The organism is Streptomyces sp. NPDC055400 (genome assembly GCF_053644375.1).
Genome location: NZ_JBSHLM010000003.1, coordinates 346,641 through 364,205, shown reverse-complemented (window position 1 = coordinate 364,205; position 17,565 = coordinate 346,641). Strand labels below are relative to the sequence as shown.

17 protein-coding genes are annotated in these 17,565 nt (G+C 71.2%); 8 read left to right on the top strand and 9 right to left on the bottom strand.

Annotation, left to right across the window (positions count from 1 at the left end; all coding sequences use genetic code 11):
* Positions 1–21 precede the first annotated feature (21 nt).
* Entirely contained in the window at positions 22–801 is a 780-nt protein-coding gene (locus ACWIGU_RS09780) for a membrane protein (RefSeq protein WP_454399194.1), read from the top strand.
* 6 nt (positions 802–807) lie between these two features.
* Here the strand turns inward: ACWIGU_RS09780 and ACWIGU_RS09775 are convergent, their stop codons facing one another.
* From ACWIGU_RS09775 to ACWIGU_RS09765, 3 genes are all read right to left on the bottom strand, one after another.
* Positions 808–1,104 (bottom strand): DUF6401 family natural product biosynthesis protein, encoded by a 297-nt coding sequence (locus ACWIGU_RS09775; protein WP_227296263.1) that lies wholly within the window; start codon positions 1,102–1,104, stop codon positions 808–810.
* Positions 1,105–1,192: 88 nt separating this feature from the next.
* On the bottom strand, positions 1,193–1,990 hold the full coding sequence (locus tag ACWIGU_RS09770) for a DUF4389 domain-containing protein (RefSeq protein WP_454399192.1): 798 nt from the start codon (positions 1,988–1,990) through the stop codon (positions 1,193–1,195).
* 263 nt (positions 1,991–2,253) lie between these two features.
* Positions 2,254–3,789 carry an AMP-binding protein gene (locus tag ACWIGU_RS09765; RefSeq protein ID WP_454399190.1) on the bottom strand — a complete coding sequence of 512 codons (1,536 nt, stop codon included), beginning with the start codon at positions 3,787–3,789 and terminating at the stop codon, positions 2,254–2,256.
* 203 nt (positions 3,790–3,992) lie between these two features.
* On the opposite strand from ACWIGU_RS09765, the gene ACWIGU_RS09760 reads away from it, so the two are divergent.
* Positions 3,993–4,370, top strand: coding sequence for a nuclear transport factor 2 family protein (locus tag ACWIGU_RS09760; RefSeq protein WP_454399188.1), 378 nt, complete (start codon positions 3,993–3,995; stop codon positions 4,368–4,370).
* A gap of 9 nt (positions 4,371–4,379) precedes the next feature.
* Here the strand turns inward: ACWIGU_RS09760 and ACWIGU_RS09755 are convergent, their stop codons facing one another.
* From ACWIGU_RS09755 to ACWIGU_RS09745, 3 genes are all read right to left on the bottom strand, one after another.
* Entirely contained in the window at positions 4,380–6,962 is a 2,583-nt protein-coding gene (locus tag ACWIGU_RS09755; protein WP_454399186.1) for a polysaccharide lyase family 8 super-sandwich domain-containing protein, read from the bottom strand.
* 180 nt (positions 6,963–7,142) lie between these two features.
* Positions 7,143–7,979 (bottom strand): MBL fold metallo-hydrolase, encoded by an 837-nt coding sequence (locus ACWIGU_RS09750; protein WP_454399184.1) that lies wholly within the window; start codon positions 7,977–7,979, stop codon positions 7,143–7,145.
* A gap of 252 nt (positions 7,980–8,231) precedes the next feature.
* Positions 8,232–9,704, bottom strand: coding sequence for an MFS transporter (locus ACWIGU_RS09745; RefSeq protein WP_454399182.1), 1,473 nt, complete (start codon positions 9,702–9,704; stop codon positions 8,232–8,234).
* Between the two features lie 153 nt (positions 9,705–9,857).
* Between ACWIGU_RS09745 and ACWIGU_RS09740 the strand changes: the two genes are divergently transcribed.
* Positions 9,858–10,799 carry a LysR family transcriptional regulator gene (locus ACWIGU_RS09740; protein WP_454399180.1) on the top strand — a complete coding sequence of 314 codons (942 nt, stop codon included), beginning with the start codon at positions 9,858–9,860 and terminating at the stop codon, positions 10,797–10,799.
* Positions 10,800–10,880: 81 nt separating this feature from the next.
* Here ACWIGU_RS09740 and ACWIGU_RS09735 read toward each other — a convergent pair whose 3' ends face one another.
* Both ACWIGU_RS09735 and ACWIGU_RS09730 read right to left on the bottom strand, forming a co-directional pair.
* Positions 10,881–11,822 carry an SCO2400 family protein gene (locus ACWIGU_RS09735; RefSeq protein WP_454399178.1) on the bottom strand — a complete coding sequence of 314 codons (942 nt, stop codon included), beginning with the start codon at positions 11,820–11,822 and terminating at the stop codon, positions 10,881–10,883.
* A gap of 365 nt (positions 11,823–12,187) precedes the next feature.
* Positions 12,188–13,312 (bottom strand): PQQ-dependent sugar dehydrogenase, encoded by a 1,125-nt coding sequence (locus ACWIGU_RS09730; protein ID WP_454399176.1) that lies wholly within the window; start codon positions 13,310–13,312, stop codon positions 12,188–12,190.
* Between the two features lie 235 nt (positions 13,313–13,547).
* On the opposite strand from ACWIGU_RS09730, the gene pqqA reads away from it, so the two are divergent.
* The 5 genes from pqqA to pqqE are packed head-to-tail and all read left to right on the top strand — an operon-like array spanning position 13,548 to position 16,719.
* A complete protein-coding gene (pqqA, locus tag ACWIGU_RS09725; protein ID WP_454399174.1) occupies positions 13,548–13,703 on the top strand; it encodes a pyrroloquinoline quinone precursor peptide PqqA in 156 nt (51 codons plus the stop codon).
* Positions 13,704–13,716: 13 nt separating this feature from the next.
* Complete coding sequence (pqqB, locus tag ACWIGU_RS09720) at positions 13,717–14,628, top strand: pyrroloquinoline quinone biosynthesis protein PqqB (RefSeq protein WP_454399172.1); 912 nt, start codon at positions 13,717–13,719, stop codon at positions 14,626–14,628.
* A 5-nt stretch (positions 14,629–14,633) separates the two neighbouring features.
* Entirely contained in the window at positions 14,634–15,341 is a 708-nt protein-coding gene (pqqC, locus tag ACWIGU_RS09715; protein WP_454399663.1) for a pyrroloquinoline-quinone synthase PqqC, read from the top strand.
* A complete protein-coding gene (gene pqqD / locus ACWIGU_RS09710; RefSeq protein WP_454399170.1) occupies positions 15,338–15,625 on the top strand; it encodes a pyrroloquinoline quinone biosynthesis peptide chaperone PqqD in 288 nt (95 codons plus the stop codon). The genes pqqC and pqqD overlap by 4 nt, the downstream gene beginning before the upstream one ends.
* The gene (pqqE, locus tag ACWIGU_RS09705; RefSeq protein ID WP_454399168.1) at positions 15,622–16,719 is read left to right on the top strand and encodes a pyrroloquinoline quinone biosynthesis protein PqqE; all 1,098 of its coding nucleotides are present in this window, start codon (positions 15,622–15,624) and stop codon (positions 16,717–16,719) included. The genes pqqD and pqqE overlap by 4 nt, the downstream gene beginning before the upstream one ends.
* Positions 16,720–16,786: 67 nt before the next feature.
* Here the strand turns inward: pqqE and ACWIGU_RS09700 are convergent, their stop codons facing one another.
* The gene (locus tag ACWIGU_RS09700) at positions 16,787–17,548 is read right to left on the bottom strand and encodes a WecB/TagA/CpsF family glycosyltransferase (RefSeq protein WP_454399166.1); all 762 of its coding nucleotides are present in this window, start codon (positions 17,546–17,548) and stop codon (positions 16,787–16,789) included.
* Between the last annotated feature and the right edge of the window lie 17 nt (positions 17,549–17,565).

Genomic DNA, 17,565 nt, shown 5'->3' with positions numbered 1-17,565 from the left:
CCAGCGAGTGGAGGACCACTCATGCCCAAGCTCACCGACACCGCCCCACTCGCCGTGGACTTCACGGGGGGCCTCAACGACGCCTGGTCGAAGGTCGCCCAGTTCGTGCCGAAGCTCGTGGGCTTCCTGGTCGTTCTGGCCATCGGGTGGTTCATCTCGAAGATGATCGCCCGCGTGCTCGACCGGGTCCTGCGCAAGGTCGGCTCGGAGAAACTCGCCGAGCGCTCCGGCACGGACCGCATGCTCGAGGGCTCCAAGTACGACATGACGGCGATCGTCTGCAAGGTCGTGTACTACGCGCTGCTGCTGATCACCCTGCAGATCGCACTCGGCGTCTTCGGCCCGAACCCCGTCAGCAACATGATCAACGGCATCGTGGCCTGGCTGCCGCGGGCCGTCGTCGCGATCGTCCTGGTCGTCATCGCCATGGCCATCGCCAACGTCGTGCGCGACATCGTCACCAACGCCCTGTCGGCGGTCTCGTACGGCAGGACCATCGGCACGATCGTCTGGGCCTGCATCGTCGCGCTCGGTGTGATCGCGGCGCTCGGCCAGGCGGGCATCGCCACGGCGGTCACCCAGCCGGTCCTGATCGCGGCGCTCGCCGCCGCCGTCGGCATCGTCGTCGTCGGGGTGGGCGGCGGTCTCATCGTCCCGATGCGGCAGCGCTGGGAGCGCATGCTGAACAGCGCCGAGCAGGAGACGGCCAAGGCCCGCGGCATCTCCCCCTACCAGGCGGGCCGCGAGGACGCGCTGACGAACCAGCCGGTCCAGGAGCGCGAGCGCACCGACGACATGTAACCGGTCCTACGCGAGATCGTGCCGTCTCACCAGCCAGCTGATGGCGGTGAGGCGGCACACCGCGTAGTCGTGCCCGACGGGCTCGCGCCAGCCGTTCTCCGCGAGGGCGTCGAGGAAGCCGAGCGCGTAGTCCGAGAGGACCTCACGGTCGGGGGCCTGCGGCTGAAGCGCGCCCCCGCCCGCCTCCAGCTTGTCCCGCAGTTCCGCGACATGCTGGTCGACCGCGGCCGTGAAGCCGGGCTCGAACGCGAACTCCGCGAAGCGCGGGGTGTACGAGGTGCTGATGCGGGCCAGGGGAGACATGCGCTCCACCGTAAAGGGGGCATAGCGTCCCGGAACAGGTCTTTTGGCATGCCATTGGTCACAGGTCCCCGGCGCGTCCGGGGAGTGATCAGAAGCCGGGCAGCGAGGCCTGTACGGCGGCGGAGCCGTCCGCGCCGTAGCGGGAGCTGTTGGCCGCGCCGCCGACGAGACCGAGCACCAGGAACGCTCCGACCAGCATCTTCGCTCCCGCCCCCAGGAACAGGGGCCGCGTCGCGGACGGGCCCGCGACGGTGCCGACGACGGCGTCCGGTGCCGACTGGTCGCCGAAGAGCCGCTTCGGGTAGGCGGGGGTCAGCAGCAGCAGGTACGCGCTGAGCCGCATCCGGTAGCGCAGGACCGCGGCCGTCGCCTCGAACAGCTGCAGCGGCATCCGGCCGAGGAGCAGCACGACGAGCCACGACAGCACGGAGACGGCCCACCAACCCGCGGTGGCGACCGTCCCGAGGAGAGCCGCGGGGATCACCAGGAGCAGCCGCAGGAGCACGGCCAGCCGGTTGAGGTGCACGGACTGGACCACGCGCATCCGCACCGGGTAGCCCATCGGCTCGCCGAGCTCGAAGGGCGGGTAGCGGCCGGTGAGGAGCATCGCGCAGGCGTTCACGCGGGTGTCGTAGCCGAGGAACCCCGTGAGATACCGCTCGACCGGATCGGGCAGCCGCCCGATGAGCAGCGCCGCGAACCAGCCGGCGACCACCGCGAAGAACGCCGCCACCGACAGCACGGCGAGCACGACGAGATGCGGCAGGAGCAGCAGGAGCCGCACCAGTACGAAGAGCCGGTTCTGCCGCCCCGGCTGCGGGATGTCCAACTCGGGCAGGGCCTCGGCTCCCGGAACCAGCGGGACCGTGCCGTAGTGGGGTTCCATGCCGGTAACTCTGCCGAGGGGAAGGGGTACGGGCACCCCGGGTCGTCCGCCCGGGTGGACGGCGGCGGCCGGTACGCACTCCCCCAAGCTCTCGGCTTCGCTCGAGCAGGGGGCCCCATGCGGCGTTGCCGGGATGCCCTGGTAGCCGCCGGTACGCGGACATCCCCGCGCCCTGCGATCGCACGCACAGGCCGCCGCCGGGTGCGCGGATGACGGGAATTCGCGCGGGGCGGGCCGGCCCGGGTCCGGTGCCGGGGTGCGGCTCAGTTCACCCCCCGGTCCCGGCCCTCCCAATACGGCGCCCGCAGCTTGTACTTCTGGAGTTTGCCGGTTGCCGTGCGGGCCAGTTCTTCGCGGAATTCCACCGATGTGGGGGCCTTGAAGCCGGCCAGGCGGGCCTTGCAGTGCCGGATCAGTTCGTCCTCTGTGACCGTCGCGTCGGGGGACCGGACGACCAGGGCCTTGATCGTCTCGCCCCACTTCTCGTCCGGGACGCCGATGACGGCGACCTCCGCGACGCCGGAGTGGCTGAAGAGGGCGTCCTCCACCTCGATCGACGAGACGTTCTCGCCACCCGTGATGATCACGTCCTTCTTGCGGTCGCTGATCGTCAGATAGCCGTCCTCGCCGACCGCACCGCCGTCGCCCGTGTGGAACCAGCCGCCCGCGAGGGCCTTCGCGCTCTCCTCGGGCTGCTCCCAGTAGCCCTCCAGGATCACGTTCGACCGGGCGAGCACCTCGCCCTCCTCGTCGGTGCGCAGCGTCACGCCGAGCGCGGGCGCACCGGCCCGTACGAGCTTCCCGGCGCGCTCGGAGGCGTCGAGACCGTCCCACTCGGCGCGCCCGCGATTCACCGTGAGCAGCGGCGACGTCTCCGTGAGGCCGTAGATCTGGATGAACTCCCAGCCGAGTTCGGACTCGACGCGGGCCACCGTGCGCGTGGGCGGCGGCGCCCCGGCGACGATGATGCGGACCCGGTCGCGCCCCGGGATCGCGCCCTTCCAGGAGCGCGCGGCGTCCAGGACGGCGTTGACGACGGCGGGCGCGGCGCACATCACGCTCACGCCGTGCTCGGCGACGCGGCGCAGGATCTCGGCGCCGTCGACCTTGCGCAGCGCGATCTGGCGCACGCCCAGCGCGGACATGGCGAACGGCATGCCCCAGCCGTTGGCGTGGAACATCGGCAGGGTGTGCAGATAGACATCCCGGTCGGTGACGCCCGCATGCAGGGCGAAGGTGACGGCGTTGACCCAGATGTTGCGGTGGGTGATCTGGACGCCCTTGGGCCGGGCGGTCGTGCCGCTCGTGTAGTTGATCGTGGCGGTGGCGTTCTCGTCAGGAGTCCAGGGGCTGGGGTCCGCGCCGAAGCGGTAGAGCTCGGAGTCGGCGGCCGCCCCGATCGTGAAGCGGTGCTTGGCGGGGACGCCGGCGAGGCGGTCGGTGAGTTCGGGGTCCACGAGGAGGACGTCCGCGCCCGAGTGCGAGACCACGTAGCTCACCTCCTCCGCGCTGAGGCGGAAGTTGACCGGCACGAGGACGCGGCCGTAGCCGCTCACCCCGAAGAACGACGTCAGCAGCCGCGCGCTGTTCGGGGACACGACCGCGACGCGCGCGCCGAGCGGCACCCCGAGGGCGTCGAGCCCTGCGGCCTGGGCCCGCGCCAGCTCGGCCACCCGGCGGTAGGTGAGGTCCTCCCAGGGTTCGGCCGGCTGGACCGGCTCGTCGACCACACCGATCCGGTCCCCGTAGACGGTGGCGGCACGTTCCAGAAAATCAAGGGCCCCGAACGGGACGAACATCCTGGCCTCCCGAGCACTGACGATGAACAACACATGTGCTTCTGTCCGACCACAGCATGGGTGAACCGGGCCGCTCCCGGCATTACCTCCGGCGTAATCGACCCCGGTCCGCCCGCCCGGCAGGCTGAAGGCATCCGGAACCCGGGCGGCGCACTCCTCCCGGGCTCCGGTCCCCGATCCGACCTGGCTGGAGGCCGATTCGTATGTCCGTCATCTCCGTATCCGAAGCCGCAGTCGCCCGCTACTTCGAGGCATGGAACGCCGAGGGCGCCGACGCCCGTGCCGAGGCCGTCGCCGCCGCGTGGAGCGAGGACGGCAGCTACACCGACCCCCTGGCCGACGTGGCCGGGCACGAGGGCATCGCCGCCGTGATCGCCGCGGCCCGCGAGCAGTTCCCCGGCTTCGTGTTCAGGCAGACCGGCACGGTCGACGGGCACCACGACATCGCCCGGTTCACCTGGGAGCTGGTGTCCGCGGCGGACGGCTCCGCGCCCGTCGCCGGTTCCGACGTGATCTCGCTGGCCGAGGACGGCCGGATCCGTACGGTGCAGGGGTTCCTGGACCGGATCCCGGCAGCGTGACGACTCCCGCTAGCGCAGCGTCACCGTGAAGCTCCGCCCGTACGCGTGGCGGGTGTCCACATCCAGGCGGGTGCCGCCGGGGACGCGGGTCACCCGCACCTGCGGGTCCGCGGTGACCCTGCTCAGGGGGAGCCCGTGGAGCAGGACGCTCACGGTGTCGCGCTGGGTCGTCGGGTCCGCGACCGCGACGGTGGTCGGGTCGCCGTCGCGCCGCCCGCGCCGGACGAGCACCGACGCCGGGCCCTCGACGCGCAGGCCCGCCGTCTCGTGCCGGCCGGGCGTGAAGGTGTTGGCGGCGGTCAGACCGAGGCCCTTGTGGGTGACGGCCTGGAGGCGCGGTGTGTTCGCGTGGACGGTCAGGGGCCCGTCGTGGCGGGTGTACGAGCGCAGGGCGGCCGCCGCCGCGTTGGGCACCAACGCGTAGGCCAGGCAAGCGGGTTCGGCCCCCGCCGCATGGTCGACCGTCACGCCGAGGACCTCGCGGGTCACCGCCGTGTCCGGGTTCGAGGTGCGGACCACGCGGCGGCTGCGGGTGACCTCGTCGAGGGAGACCCGCACGCGCGGGGTGTCGAGGAAGACATAGCCGAGCGACGTGCCGCGGGTCGTGTTGGCGTAGCGCAGCCAGTGCAGGTCCCCGGTGCCCGCGCCGGACCACGGGCGGCCGTCACGCAGCGCTCCGGTGACCGCGGTCAGGTCGTCCGGCGCGGCCGTGCGGGAGTCGACGGTCGTCGTCACGGCCCGCCCCGCCGCGTCGCCGACGTCGGCCGCGAGGACCACGATCTCGTCGTCGAACAGGAACCACGACTTCGTCGCCGTCGCGTTGCGGTAGACCACGAAGTCGTCGGGCAGGACGCCCTTCTGCTTGTCCCGGTAGGGGACGTCGTCCGACTGCACCATCGCGGCCGCGCCGTAGGCGCCGAGCACCGCGCCGCCCGAGTGCGGGCCGGTGCCGCACGGGAAGTAGACGTACGTGTTCTGCGACTCGGACGACGACGTGAAGTTCAGGGGGTGGCCCGGGTTGTCGTAGTACGGCTTTCCATAGAGCTCGGGGACCGTGCGGCGCTCCTCGACCGGCGCGGTGACGCCGGCCAGCGCGTACGGCGAGACCGCCGTGAAGTAGTCGACGCCGTATGCCTGCGTCTGGTCCTGGCCGGACAGGTACAGGTAGTACGCGCCGTCGCCCTGGAACCACGGCATGAGGTTCTCGCCGCTCATGTACTCGTACTTGCTGATGCGGGACGAACTGCGCGCGAGGGCGAAGGCGTAACCCGGCCTGCGGTGCACGGTCCGGTCCATGGAGTTGAACGCGACCGTGCGCGACGCCGGGTTGAGGTCCTCGGCGGGGACGGACGCGTCGCCGGTGATGTCGGCGTAGCGCGTGATGCTCACGGGGGAGACGAACGAGGACGGGTCGAGGGCGGCGCGCGAGGTGGCCCGGATGTGTTTGACGTAGCTCTTGAGGGCCATGGCGTCGGCGCCCGCGGTGGCGTCGGCGAGTGACGCCAGATCCACGACCGCCTCGACGACGATCGCGACGTCGGTGTACCCGGTGTCCGGGCGGGACACCGCCCGGCCCTTGACGATCTCCATCATCCAGCCCTCGAAGATGAGCGGCGCGAAACCGTTGCGCACCCAGCCCACGACGGTCGGCACCAGCTCCCCGCCGTGCGCGAAGCCCGTGCCGTCGAGGATCTTGAGGGTCTGCACGACCCGCGTGAGCAGGCCCTTCCCGTACGACCCGGTGTAGGCGACGGAGGCGTGCTGGATGAAGGAGCCGTCGGCGTAGTAGCCGTCCGTGACCCCGTGGTCGAGTGCGTACGGGTCGATCGTCGCGAAGACCGTGAGCTGGTCGGTGAGGGCCTTGCGGATACGGGCCTCGCCGTCGGGGGCGCCGCCGCCGTCCCCGATGAGGAGCGCGCCCTGGAGGATGCGGTTCGTGGTGATGTCGGCGAGGTTGGCGCCCGTGTGGAAGCGGGAGTCGAGGTTCACGTCGCCGTCGGTGCCGTTGCGCAGGTACGCGTCCATCGAGGCGACGTAGGTGCGCAGGAGGCCCGGACGGTAGGCCTTCACCTCGTCGGAGAGGAGGACGAGGGTCTTGCTGATGAACTGGGAGAGGCCGATCTCCCAGTAGAACCAGTTGCCGTAATAGCCCTTGGACTGGTCGCCGTAGTAACGCTCGTGCAGCCACGCGAGACCGTCGATGACGCGGCGCTGCACCGCCTCGTTGCCGTACAGGTCCGGGGCCGCGCCCGGCGCGCGCGTGACGAGGGCGATCTCGTACAACTGCTTGTACGCCGTGTTGAGTCTGCCCTCGTCGGTGCCGAGCACGAGCCCGGCGAAGAGTTCACCGGGGCCCGCCGCGTCCATCGACTTCAGGTTCGCGCGGGCGGCCTTGTCGATCGCGGCGCGCTTCGCGGCCGTCTCCGGCCGGGCGTTGGACTCGGCGCTCCCGGCGAAGACCTCCACGGTGTTGGCCAGGAGCCGCGCGCTGTCCGCGGCCGCGTCGGCGGCGCTCGCCCAGCCGGTGGGGACCACCGTCAGGAGACCGGCGGCTGACAGGACGGACAGCAGGCGTCTGCGGGTGATCTCCATGGCTTCCTCCGCCGGTGAGTTGGCGTGCTGGCGCGCGGAGTCAAGCAGATGCTCGCCGAGGGCGACAAGAGGTTCACGGACCCGGAGGGAAAGCGCGTACTGCCCCTGTCCTGTACTGCCCCTGTCCTGTAGGGGTCGTGTCCTGTATGGCTCCTGTCCCGTACGGGTCCGGGCGCGGCGTCAGACGGGTAGCCAGTCGGCGCCCTCCCCCGCCCCGTCCCGGACGACCCGGCCGAAGACGACGTCCGCGAAGTGGATGCCGAAGCCGAGGGTGCCCGGTCGCTGCAGTTCGCTGATCAGCCGGCGCCGGTGGCGCTCCGACTGGGCCGGGTCGCCCTCCGCCACCGTGAACCACTCGGGGTGGCGCACCTGGAGCGGTGAATGCAGCGCGTCCCCGAACGCGAGCAGGCGGTGGCCCCGCGAGGTGATGGTGAAGCCGGTGTGGCCCGGGGTGTGGCCGGGCAGCGCCAGCGCCCGCACGCCCGGGAAGATCTCCTCACCAGGGACGACAAGCCGCAGCCGCCGCTCCAGCGCGGCCGGCGCCCCGGCGGCCGGCCCCGGCACCTGATGCCGGTACTCCCACTCGCTCTTCGGCACCGCGAACGCGGCAGCGGTGAAGACCGGCGGATCCGTGCACGCCCAGCCGATGTGGTCCCGGTGCAGATGGGTGAAGGCCACGACCTCTATCTCGTCGGGCCGTGCCCCGAGCCGCGCCAGATTGCCGGGCAGCGAACCGCCGTGCACCGCGCCGATGTACGGGTGCTCGGGGTCCTCCGGCACGGAGTGCGGGCCGAACCCCGCGTCGATGAGCAGCGCCCGTCCGCCGGACTGGACGAGCAGCCCGCCGGTGTTGGCGACGAGATGGGCGGTGTCATTGAGATAGGCGCCACCGCCCCCCGCCCGAGGCGGCTCGGGCGGCTTGAACAGCATGGCGCCGTCCGGCACGTAACTGACCTTCAGCTCACCCACCTGCAGAGAACACACGGCCGAAGGCCGCCGCAGTCGCCGGTCGTTCACGGTAGGTCTCCTTGGTGATGTTCAGAAGGGGCGGCGCTTACGGGCACGGGCTCGGCCCGCGGACACACGACGGCGGCAGCGCCCTGACAATTGCCGCGGGGCTGTATCGATGTGCGGCTCCGCCGCGTGGGCGCGACAAGCCACAGCGCGCCCGCAGAGAACCAGGCACGGGAGCCCCCTGATCAGGGGCGCGGGGAACTGCCCAAACGGCGCACACGCTCCCCCCGACCACATTCCCGCCCCACAAAACGGCTAGGCGCGCCTGCGCAGCACAGCCGTCGCGAGGCCCCCGCCCACCAGGGCGATGACACCCGCGGTGACCATTCCGGCGTGCAACCCCCCGAGCGTGGCGCCCGCATCAGAACCGGCCCCGCCCGAGAGGGCATGCGTGCGGGCAGCGGCGATCGCGCTGAGCCCGGCCACGCCGATCGCGGCGACGTACTGCGGGAGCTGCGACAGGCCGCCGACAACGCCCTGGCCCTCCTCGCTGACGCCCGTGGTCATGACGGTGATGAAGGAGACGACGCCGAAGACGTGGCCGAGGCCCATGACCGAGGACGTGATGACGAGCGGCGCGATGCTGCCGCTCTGCGGCAGGGTGAACATGGCGACGGTGCCGGCGCCCTGGATCAGCAGACCGGCCGCGAGGACCCGCTCGCCGCCGAACCGGCCGAGCAGCTTCGAGACGTACAGGCCGCCGAGCATCGCGGCCGCGCCCTCACCGAGGTAGCTCAGACCGGCCTGGAGCGGGGTGAAGCCCAGGACGTCCTGCATGTAGAGGCTGAGCAGCACGGTCGTGCCGGCGCACATGCCGAACGTGACGACACCGAACAGGCCGGACCACTTGACGGTGGGGCGGGCCAGGACGCCGAGCGGGATCAGCGGCTCGGGGTGGCGCCGCTCGGCCACGAGGAACGCGCCGAGCAGGACGAGGCCGCCGACGACGGAGCCGAGCGAGTCGGGACGGACCCAGCCCTTGTCGCCGCCGTTGGAGATGCCGAAGACGAGACCGAACAGGCCGAGCGTGGCGAGGACCGCGCCGGGGATGTCCATGCGCCTGGCGGCGGCGGACTCCCGCATCACGGGCAGCGCGAGAGCGCCGGCCAGGGCGACGGCGCCCATGACGCACAGCACGACCATCGTCCAGCGCCAGCTGAAGCCGCTGGTGATGACGCCCCCGCCGAGCGCGCCGAGCACGAAGCCGAGCGACATGACGGCGCCGTTGAGGCCCAGGGCGCGGGCGCGCTGCGGGCCCTCGGGGAAGTAGCCCGTCATCAGGGCGATGGCGGCGGGGGCGATCATCGCGGCGGCCGTGCCCTGGCCGGCGCGGGTGGCGATCAGGACGCCGGGGCTGCCCGCGACGGCCGCGCCCAGCGAGAACAGGGTGAACAGGGCGACGCCGCAGGTGAAGAGCTTCTTGCGGCCCACCAGGTCGGCGACGCGGGCGAACAGCGGCAGCAGGCTCGCGGAGGGCAGCAGGCTCGCGGTGGCGACCCACTGGAGCGTGCCGGGCGAGGAGAAGCCGAGGCTGCCGCCGATGTCGGGCAGCGCCACGGTGACGATGGAGAAGTCCAGGCCGCACATGAACGTCGCGCAGCACAGCGTGATCAGGGCCAGCAGCCCCCGCGTGCTGAACGAGCCGTCCGCGGGGCCGGCGTCGGCGGCCGGCGGTGGCGGGGCGAGGACGTCGGTCTCGGTCGGCGGAGAGGACTCGGTGACAGCCATCAGGGGGGACCTTTCGTCAGCGATCGGGCCTGACCAGCATCGAATCGGGGCACCTGCGCAACAAGAACGATCTGTGCAACGATCGATTCGCCGGGCTCATCGTCCGAGGTGAGCGGGTCGGCGAGGGGCGCGAGGCCGGGGGACGGGGAGGGCATGGAACGCCAGGAGATCGAGATCTTTCTGACGCTGGCGGAGGAACTGCACTTCGGCCGGACCGCCGAACGCGTGGGTGTCTCGCAGAGCCGTGTCAGCCAGACCATCGCCCGGGTCGAGCGCCGCATCGGCGCGAAGCTGTTCGAGCGCAGCAGCAGGCGCGTGACGATGACGGCCATCGGGGAGCAGCTGAGGGACGGCATCGGCCCGGCCCAGCGCCGTATCGAGGAGGAGATCGCCAAGGCCACAGCGGCCGGCCGGGGGATCACCGGCACGCTGCGGATCGGCTTCTCGGGGGCGTTCACCGGCCATCTGCTGCACAGCGTCGCCGCGGTGTTCGCGCGCCGTCATCCGGGCGTGGACGTGCAGATACGCCAGGTGCAGATATCCGACCCGTACGGGCCGCTGCGCGCCGGGGACATCGACCTCCAGGTCACCGAACTCCCGGTGACGGAGGCCGACTTGACGGCGGGGCCGGTGCTGCTGTCGCAGCCGCGGGTGCTGCTCATGCCGTCCGCGCACCCGTTCGCGCGGCGCGAGACGCTGAGCGTGGAGGATCTGGCGGAGTCGACGCTGCTGACGGTGACGAGGCCGGTGCCGGCCCACTGGCTCGACCATCATTTCCCGCGGCAGACGCCGTCGGGGCGGCCCATTCCGCACGGCCAGGCGATCACGCACTGGGAGGACGCGCTGTCCCTGGTCCTCGCGGGCAAGGGGGTGACGCCGGTCGCTGCGGCGGGCGTGCGGTACTACGCACGCCCCGGCCTGGCGTTCCGGCCGTTCAGTGATGCTCCCCGCATCGAGTACGCGTTCATCTGGCCCACCGACCACGAGACGGGCCGGCTGCGGGCGTTCGTGGGTGCCGCGCTGGAGCATGTGCGCTCGCTGGGCGGGCCCACCAGGGCGCTGGAGACCCTGTGGGAGTCCGAGGGCGGCGCCTGAGGAGTCGTTCACGCCGGTACGCGCGAAGGCCCGGCCCGGGGGTCAGAACCCCGGGCCGGGCCTCGGTCGTTGCGGCGACGCTCAGCCGACGCAGAGAAGGCCGAGCACGCAGATGGGCTCGGGTGACGCCGTGGAGTGTGCGGGCGCGGGCGTCGTCGCCTGGTCCCCGCCGGACGACCCCGAACCCGGACCTGTACCCGACCCCGACCCCGACCCCGTACCCGAGCCGGAACCCGTGCTCGTACCGCTGCCGGACTGGTCGGCCGGTGCGGGCGAGGAGGTCTGCGGGGCAGGGGCGGCGGTGTGCGCGGCGGCGGCCGGCGCGGAGGCGGTGTGCGGCGCGGCGCTACGGGCCGGGGCGGCGTGGCGCGGGGCTCCGGTCGGCGCGGCGGTCGCGGACGGCGCGGGCGCGCCCGACGGGCGGGCGTGGCGCGGGCCGGTGGCCTTGTCCGCGCGGTCGCTGCCGCTCCGCGAGGCGCGGTCGTCCGGCGTGTCCGTCGCGGAGTCCGTGTTGGCCAGGGCCGGCGAGGTGGCCACCGGGTCCGGGGCCGCGGAGGCGTGGGTGCGGTCGGGGGAGGCGTCGTTCGGCAGCGCGGCGATGGTGAGCCCGCCACCGACGATGGCGACGGCGGTCGCGGCGACGGCGCGGCGCTTGTTCTTCTTCCACTGCGCCAGCTTCCGCCGCCGGGCGGCGCGACCACCCTGCGAGGCGGCCACGGGCGCGGAGACGTCGGCCGCGGCGGCGGCCTCACTGCCGGCGTCGTCCAGGTCGAAGGCCTTGGCGGCGGAGAAGGCGTCGAAGTCGTCGAACGAGTCGGCCGGACCGGCGGAGCCGCTCCTGTGACCCTGGTCGTCGGAGGGGGACACCCCGAAGAACGACGAGGAGGCGGAGGAAGCCGGATGCGGCGAGGCCGACGAGAACGTCGTCGTCGCGGGCGGGGCTATGTCGGGGGCGTACGCGCCGCAACCCGGGCACACCAGCGCTCCGTTGAGGGTCCGACGGCACGAGGAGCAGTAGTCCATCTTCGATCTTTCTGTGGCTGACTGCGCCGCCGGGACGCCGGGCATGTGGTCACGTTCGCACGCGAGATCGAGCGGCCAGTAACGCTATCGACGCTTTCCGAAGGCGATGCGCACAGGGTGTGATGCTCTTGCGAAGATGTGTAACCGCTGTGACCGATGTGACGGAAGGGACCCGGACCGCGCACAGCAGTGGGACCTGACACACCTGGCACGGACATGCCCCGCGAGAAACAAAGAGGCCCCGGTCGATTGACCTGGGCCTTGATTGTCCGACGCTCAGATTCTGTTGACGCCGGTCGGTTCGGGCCGGGCCCGCGTTCCTTCCCCGAGGTGCGGGCCCGATGCCGGGTGACGAGACATGTGGGTCAGAAGACGGAGCCGGCTCCGAAGACATTGTCCAGCGGGAGTCGCCCGCCGCTCAGCTCCACCTCGAGCACCTGGTCGGAACCGGCGGGCTGCCCGCCGTTGTTTTCGGCGTTGGTGGTCAATACCCAGAGTGCGTTTTTGCCCGGGACCTTCTCAACGGCGCGCAGCCGACCGTACTGGCCCTGGTAGTGCGCGACCGGGGTGCCCACGTCCGCACCGTCGACGGGGAAGCGATACAGGCTCTTGCCCCGCATGGTCGTCATGTACAGGTCGCCGTTGGCGTAGGTGATCCCGCTCGGTACGCCCTGCGAAGGGGACAAGACCGCCTTGGGGTTGGCCACCCCCTCCTTGGTGCAGGAACCTTCGCATTCAGGCCAGCCGTAGTTTTTTCCGGGCTCGATCAGGTTGAGCTCGTCGTATGTGTTCTCGCCGACCTCTGACTCCCACAGGCGGCCCTGCGGATCCCACGCCAGTCCCTGGGGGTTGCGGTGGCCGTAGGAGTAGACGTACGAGTCGAACGGATTGCCGGGGGCCGGTCGGCCCTTGGTGGTCAGCCGAAGGATCTTCCCGTTGAGGGAGCGCTTGTCCTGTGCGAGGGCCCCGTTCCGGGCGTCCCCGGTGGTGGCGTAGAGGTAACCGTCGGGGCCGAACCTCAGACGCCCGCCATTGTGCATTTCGTCCTTCTGGATCCCGCCAAGCAGCACGGTGTAGTTCCCGAGGGCGGAGCCGTCGTACGTCATCCGCGCGATCCGGTTGCCGTCGGCGGCTGTGTGCATCACGTAGATGTAGTGGTCCCGCTCCCAGTGGGGAGACACGGCGATGCCCAGCAGGCCGCCGTTGATATCGACGGTCAGGCCCTCCTTGGAGGCCTCCGCTACGGGGCCGATGAATGTCTTTTCACCGTCCTGGGTGAGCCTGAACAGTTTGGCCGAGTCGCGCTCGCCGATCAGCGCCGAGCCGTCCGGCAGCCAGTCCAGGCCCCAGGGGACGGTCCAGCCCGTGGACAGGGTGCGGACCTCGGTGGGTTCCGCACGCTCCTGGTTCCTGGGCAGTGAGGTCGCGCCGCTGCTCGGGCTGGTGAAGCCTGCGAGCAGCGCGGCGACCATGACCCCGACAGAGATCACCGCACGGAGTCGGCGTCCGCTGGTCGTTCTCCGGGGGATCGTCAAACTGAACATTCTGCACCCTCCAGGAGGGCTCGGCGTTGGCGTTGTCGTGACGGAGCGTAGGCAATTATTAACTTAAGGTAAGTGAGACGCGCCGCTGATCCGATGAGATGGGTCCGGTTGCGCGGGCGTCAGGGGTGGCCAAGGGTGGGCGAGGAATGTTCCATTCCTTCTCGGAAAGGCAGGACAGATCATGCTGATTGACCCCGCGGAACTGATGGCGGAACCGACCCAGGTTCTTCCCCCCGCAGGGACCGGCAGCGCCCATGCCGAGGCCTGGCAGACACCCGGATACGTGGTGGTGGAAACCGCGCTCGAAGTCACCGCCTACGCCCTGGCCACCCGCTAGCGGAGCCACGGACATGCTGCTCAAGGTCTTGGGCACCGCGGCCGGCGGCGGTGTACCGCAATGGAACTGTGCCTGCCCGGAATGCTCCGGGGCGCGCGCACATCCGCGGCGCCGCCGCCTGCACGCCTCACTCGCCGTCAGAGCGGCCGAAGGCCGCTGGTACGTGGTCAACGCGACACCTGACATCGCCGAACAGATCGAGGGGTGCGTCGAGTTGCACCCTGGACCTGAGCAGCGCCGCACACCGGTGGCCGGGGTCGTGCTGACCGACGCCGAACTCGACCACACACTCGGCATCGCGCGGCTGCGGGAGGCCGGGCGACTTGAGTTGCTCGGCACGGAGCCGGTGCGGCATGCGGTACTGCACCGGCAGCACCTGGGGCCACTGCTCGCCCCGTACACCGAACTGACGTGGCGTGAGCTGCCCGCGGGCGGCCGTGCCGAACCACTCGGCACGCAGTCCACGGTTCACGTCAGTGCGATCCCTGTCTCCGGCAAGCGGCCCCGTTATGCCGTGGAGGACGGGGCAGCGCCCGGTGATGACGGCCACTGGGTGACAGCGCTCCGGCTCACCGACCGGTCCACCGGACGCACCGCCGTCTACGCCCCTGCGCTCGGCGTATGGTCCGACGCCTTTGAGGAGGCCGTCGCCGAGGCCGATTGCGTGATCCTCGACGGCACCTTCTGGGATGACGACGAGCCCCGGCGCTCAGGGTTCTCGGCCCGGACGGCGACCGCCATGGGGCATCTGTCGATCGACGGGCCGCAGGGCACGGCTCGGCGCGTCGCCTCTTTGCCGGCGCGCTGTCTGTATACGCATCTCAACAACACGAACCCTCTTGTCGATCCCGCCGCGCCTCAGCACAAGACTCTGGCCCGGCTGGGCATCGAGGTGGCGGCCGACGGAATGGAGATCGCGCTGTGACCGTCATGGAAACGGAACGGCCCTGGCAGCAGGCCGAGTTCGAGGAACGCCTGCGCGCGGTCCCCGAGCAGCGCTACCACCATCTCCACCCGTTCAACGTGCGGATGCACGAGGGCACGCTGAGCCCGTCGGAAGTACGGCGCTGGATCACCAATCGCTTTGACTACCAGCAGCACATCCCGGTCAAGGACGCCTTGATCGCCGCCAAACTCGGTTCGCCGGACCTGCGGCGCATGTGGCTTCGCCGGATCGAGGATCACGACGGCCGTGAAGGCGACGAGGGGGGAATCGAGCGGTGGCTGCGGCTGGGTGAGGCGGCCGGCCTGGACCGGTCCGACCTCCTTTCCGGACGGGGGGTACTGCCCGGTGTGCGTCTCGCGGTCGAGGGATACGTCAACTTCTGCCGACTGCGGCCGAAGCTGGAGGCCGTCGCGGCATCGCTCACCGAACTGTCCGCTCCGGATCTCATGCGGCGGCGTGTGGACGCCTTCGAAAAGCACTACCCGTGGGTCGAGCGCGACGGACTGGCCTATTTCAGGGCGCGCGTCCAGCAGGGCCGAAAGGACAGTGGTGAAGCAATGGATCTGGTTCTCCGGTGGGCCGGCAGCAGGGCCGAGCAGGAGCGGGCGGTGGCGGCGCTCGAGTTCAAGTGCGATGTGCTGTGGTCGTTGCTGGATGCCGTGGAACATGCCCGGCCAGAGGATCCACGGTGACCACGACATCCTCGCCCTGTGACGTGGAGCGGCGGTGGCGCCCCAGGCTCGCCCGGGGGGTCGCGCTGCGGCATGACCGCGTACGTGACGCCGACCTGCTGGTCATGCCGGAACGGGTGGTGGTCCTGGAAGGGCACGCCGGCGGTGTCCTCGGTCTCTGCGACGGTGAGCGCGATGTCAGCCGGATCGTCGGCGAACTGGCGGCGCGCTTCCCTGACGCACCGGTGGCCGCTGACGTCCCGGCGTTCCTGGACCGGCTGCGCGCGGAGGGCTGGCTGCGATGACCCTCGTGCCGCCTCCCTGGGCGCTTCTCGCGGAGCTGACCCACGCCTGCCCGCTGCACTGCCCGTACTGCTCGAATCCCTTGGAGCTGACGCGCCGCTCTCGTGAACTGTCCACAGCGCAGTGGCAGGACGTCATGCGGCAGGCCGGGGAGCTGGGAGTGGTGCAGACCCATCTGTCCGGTGGGGAACCGCTGCTGCGACCGGACCTGGAGGAGATCGTCTCCGCCGCCGAATCGAGTGGCGTGCACACCCAGCTCGTCACCAGCGGAACCGGGCTGGACGCGGCCCGGCTGCACGGACTCGTGGCGTCCGGGCTGCGCAGCGTCCAGTTGTCGGTACAGCACGCCGACCCGTCGGCCTCCGACCGGATCGCCGGGCGCCGGTCGTTCGCGGACAAGGCGCGGGCTGCGGAACTGGTGCGGGAGGCGGGTCTGCCGCTGGGGGTCAATGTCGTTCTGCACCGGGACAACCTCGACGCCATCGACGCCGTGGTGGAACTGGGCCTGGCCTGGGGAGCGGATCGCATCGAGCTGGCCAACGCCCAGTTCTACGGCTGGGCCCTGCGCAATCGCGGCGCGCTCATGCCGAGCCGTGCCCAGTTGTCCCGCGCCTCGGACGCGGTGGCGCGATGGCGGGAGCGGCTGGCAGGCCGCACCGAGCTGGTGTGGGTCGTCCCCGACTATGTCGAGGGCATCGCGAAACCGTGCATGGGGGGCTGGGGCGCGGTCTCGCTCACCGTGACTCCCGACGGCACCGTGCTTCCCTGCCCGGCGGCCGCGACGCTGCCCGGCCTGGACGCGCCGAATGTCGGTGACCGGACGCTCGCATGGATCTGGGAGCAGTCCCCTGCCTTCAACCAGTACCGGGGCACCGACTGGATGCGGGAACCGTGCCGCAGCTGTGCGCGCCGCGAAGAGGACCACGGCGGCTGCCGCTGCCAGGCCCATGCCCTCACCGGCGACGCGGCCCGAACGGACCCGGCGTGCCGGCTGTCGCCCGACCACGCCCTGATCCGCGCGGCGGCCGAGGGCGACGCCGAGCCGTCCGGCTATGTGTATCGCAAGCCTGGTGCGCTGCGTGCGGATGTGCGGTGAGGTGGGCGCATCCTGGGGAGCGACGTGAGCCCGGTGCCGGTGCGCTCGTCGAGAGGCGCAGGCCGGATCACACGGGGAACGCGGCCGGCCGGTCCGTCGCAGGTGGCGGCGGTGTGGCCGGTCGCAGCTTGGCCCACTGTGCCGCGAGAAGAAGCAGGTAGTGCGGGTTGAGAAGGAGGTACCGCCGCCACAGCCGCCGTGGTTCGAGGCCGAGCCGCCACAGCCACTCCAGTCCGTGCCTGCGCATCCACAGAGGTGGCCTGCGCAGGTTCCCCGCGTGGAAGTCGAACGCGGCGCCGACCGCGAGCAGCGGCATCTGAAGGAGCGGGCGCATGGCGTGCACGAAGGCTTCCTGCCGTGGGCACCCGAGCCCGACCAGGACGATCCGCGCTCCGGATTCGGTGATCCGGGCCGCGATCTCCGCGTCCTCACCAGGGCCGGCCGTGCGGAACTTGGACGCCTCATGACCGGCGATCTTCAGGGCCGGAAGCGTGTTCTGCAGGTTCAGCATCAGACGGTCCAGCGTCTGGTCCGTGGAACCGTACAGATACACCGGGATGCCCTCGTCGGCCGCCGCGCGCAGTACGTGCAGCGTCAGGGTCGGGCCGCACACCGGGTCGGTGAGGGCTGTGCCATGCAGCAGGTTCAGTGCCCAGCGCACGGGCTGACCGTCCGGGGTCACCAGGTCGAAGGAGTTGAGGCGGGCGCCGTGCTCCCGGTCAAGGACGCCCGTCATCACACCGTGGACGGCGAGCGCGGTCACTGCGAACGGGCGACTGTTCCGGGCCGCGGCGAGCACGGTGTCCACCGCCTCGTCGTAGCGTGTCACGTCGACGAGGACGCCTA

Excerpts from the sequence above, each read along its gene's own strand:
- ACWIGU_RS09780 (WP_454399194.1), top strand. The coding sequence starts at position 22 with ATGCCCAAGCTCACCGACACCGCCCCACTCGCCGTGGACTTCACGGGG.
- ACWIGU_RS09775 (WP_227296263.1), bottom strand. The coding sequence starts at position 1,104 with ATGTCTCCCCTGGCCCGCATCAGCACCTCGTACACCCCGCGCTTCGCG.
- ACWIGU_RS09770 (WP_454399192.1), bottom strand. The coding sequence starts at position 1,990 with ATGGAACCCCACTACGGCACGGTCCCGCTGGTTCCGGGAGCCGAGGCC.
- ACWIGU_RS09765 (WP_454399190.1), bottom strand. The coding sequence starts at position 3,789 with ATGTTCGTCCCGTTCGGGGCCCTTGATTTTCTGGAACGTGCCGCCACC.
- ACWIGU_RS09760 (WP_454399188.1), top strand. The coding sequence starts at position 3,993 with ATGTCCGTCATCTCCGTATCCGAAGCCGCAGTCGCCCGCTACTTCGAG.
- ACWIGU_RS09755 (WP_454399186.1), bottom strand. The coding sequence starts at position 6,962 with ATGGAGATCACCCGCAGACGCCTGCTGTCCGTCCTGTCAGCCGCCGGT.
- ACWIGU_RS09745 (WP_454399182.1), bottom strand. The coding sequence starts at position 9,704 with ATGGCTGTCACCGAGTCCTCTCCGCCGACCGAGACCGACGTCCTCGCC.
- ACWIGU_RS09740 (WP_454399180.1), top strand. The coding sequence starts at position 9,858 with ATGGAACGCCAGGAGATCGAGATCTTTCTGACGCTGGCGGAGGAACTG.
- ACWIGU_RS09735 (WP_454399178.1), bottom strand. The coding sequence starts at position 11,822 with ATGGACTACTGCTCCTCGTGCCGTCGGACCCTCAACGGAGCGCTGGTG.
- pqqA (WP_454399174.1), top strand. The coding sequence starts at position 13,548 with ATGCTGATTGACCCCGCGGAACTGATGGCGGAACCGACCCAGGTTCTT.
- pqqB (WP_454399172.1), top strand. The coding sequence starts at position 13,717 with ATGCTGCTCAAGGTCTTGGGCACCGCGGCCGGCGGCGGTGTACCGCAA.
- pqqC (WP_454399663.1), top strand. The coding sequence starts at position 14,634 with ATGGAAACGGAACGGCCCTGGCAGCAGGCCGAGTTCGAGGAACGCCTG.
- pqqE (WP_454399168.1), top strand. The coding sequence starts at position 15,622 with ATGACCCTCGTGCCGCCTCCCTGGGCGCTTCTCGCGGAGCTGACCCAC.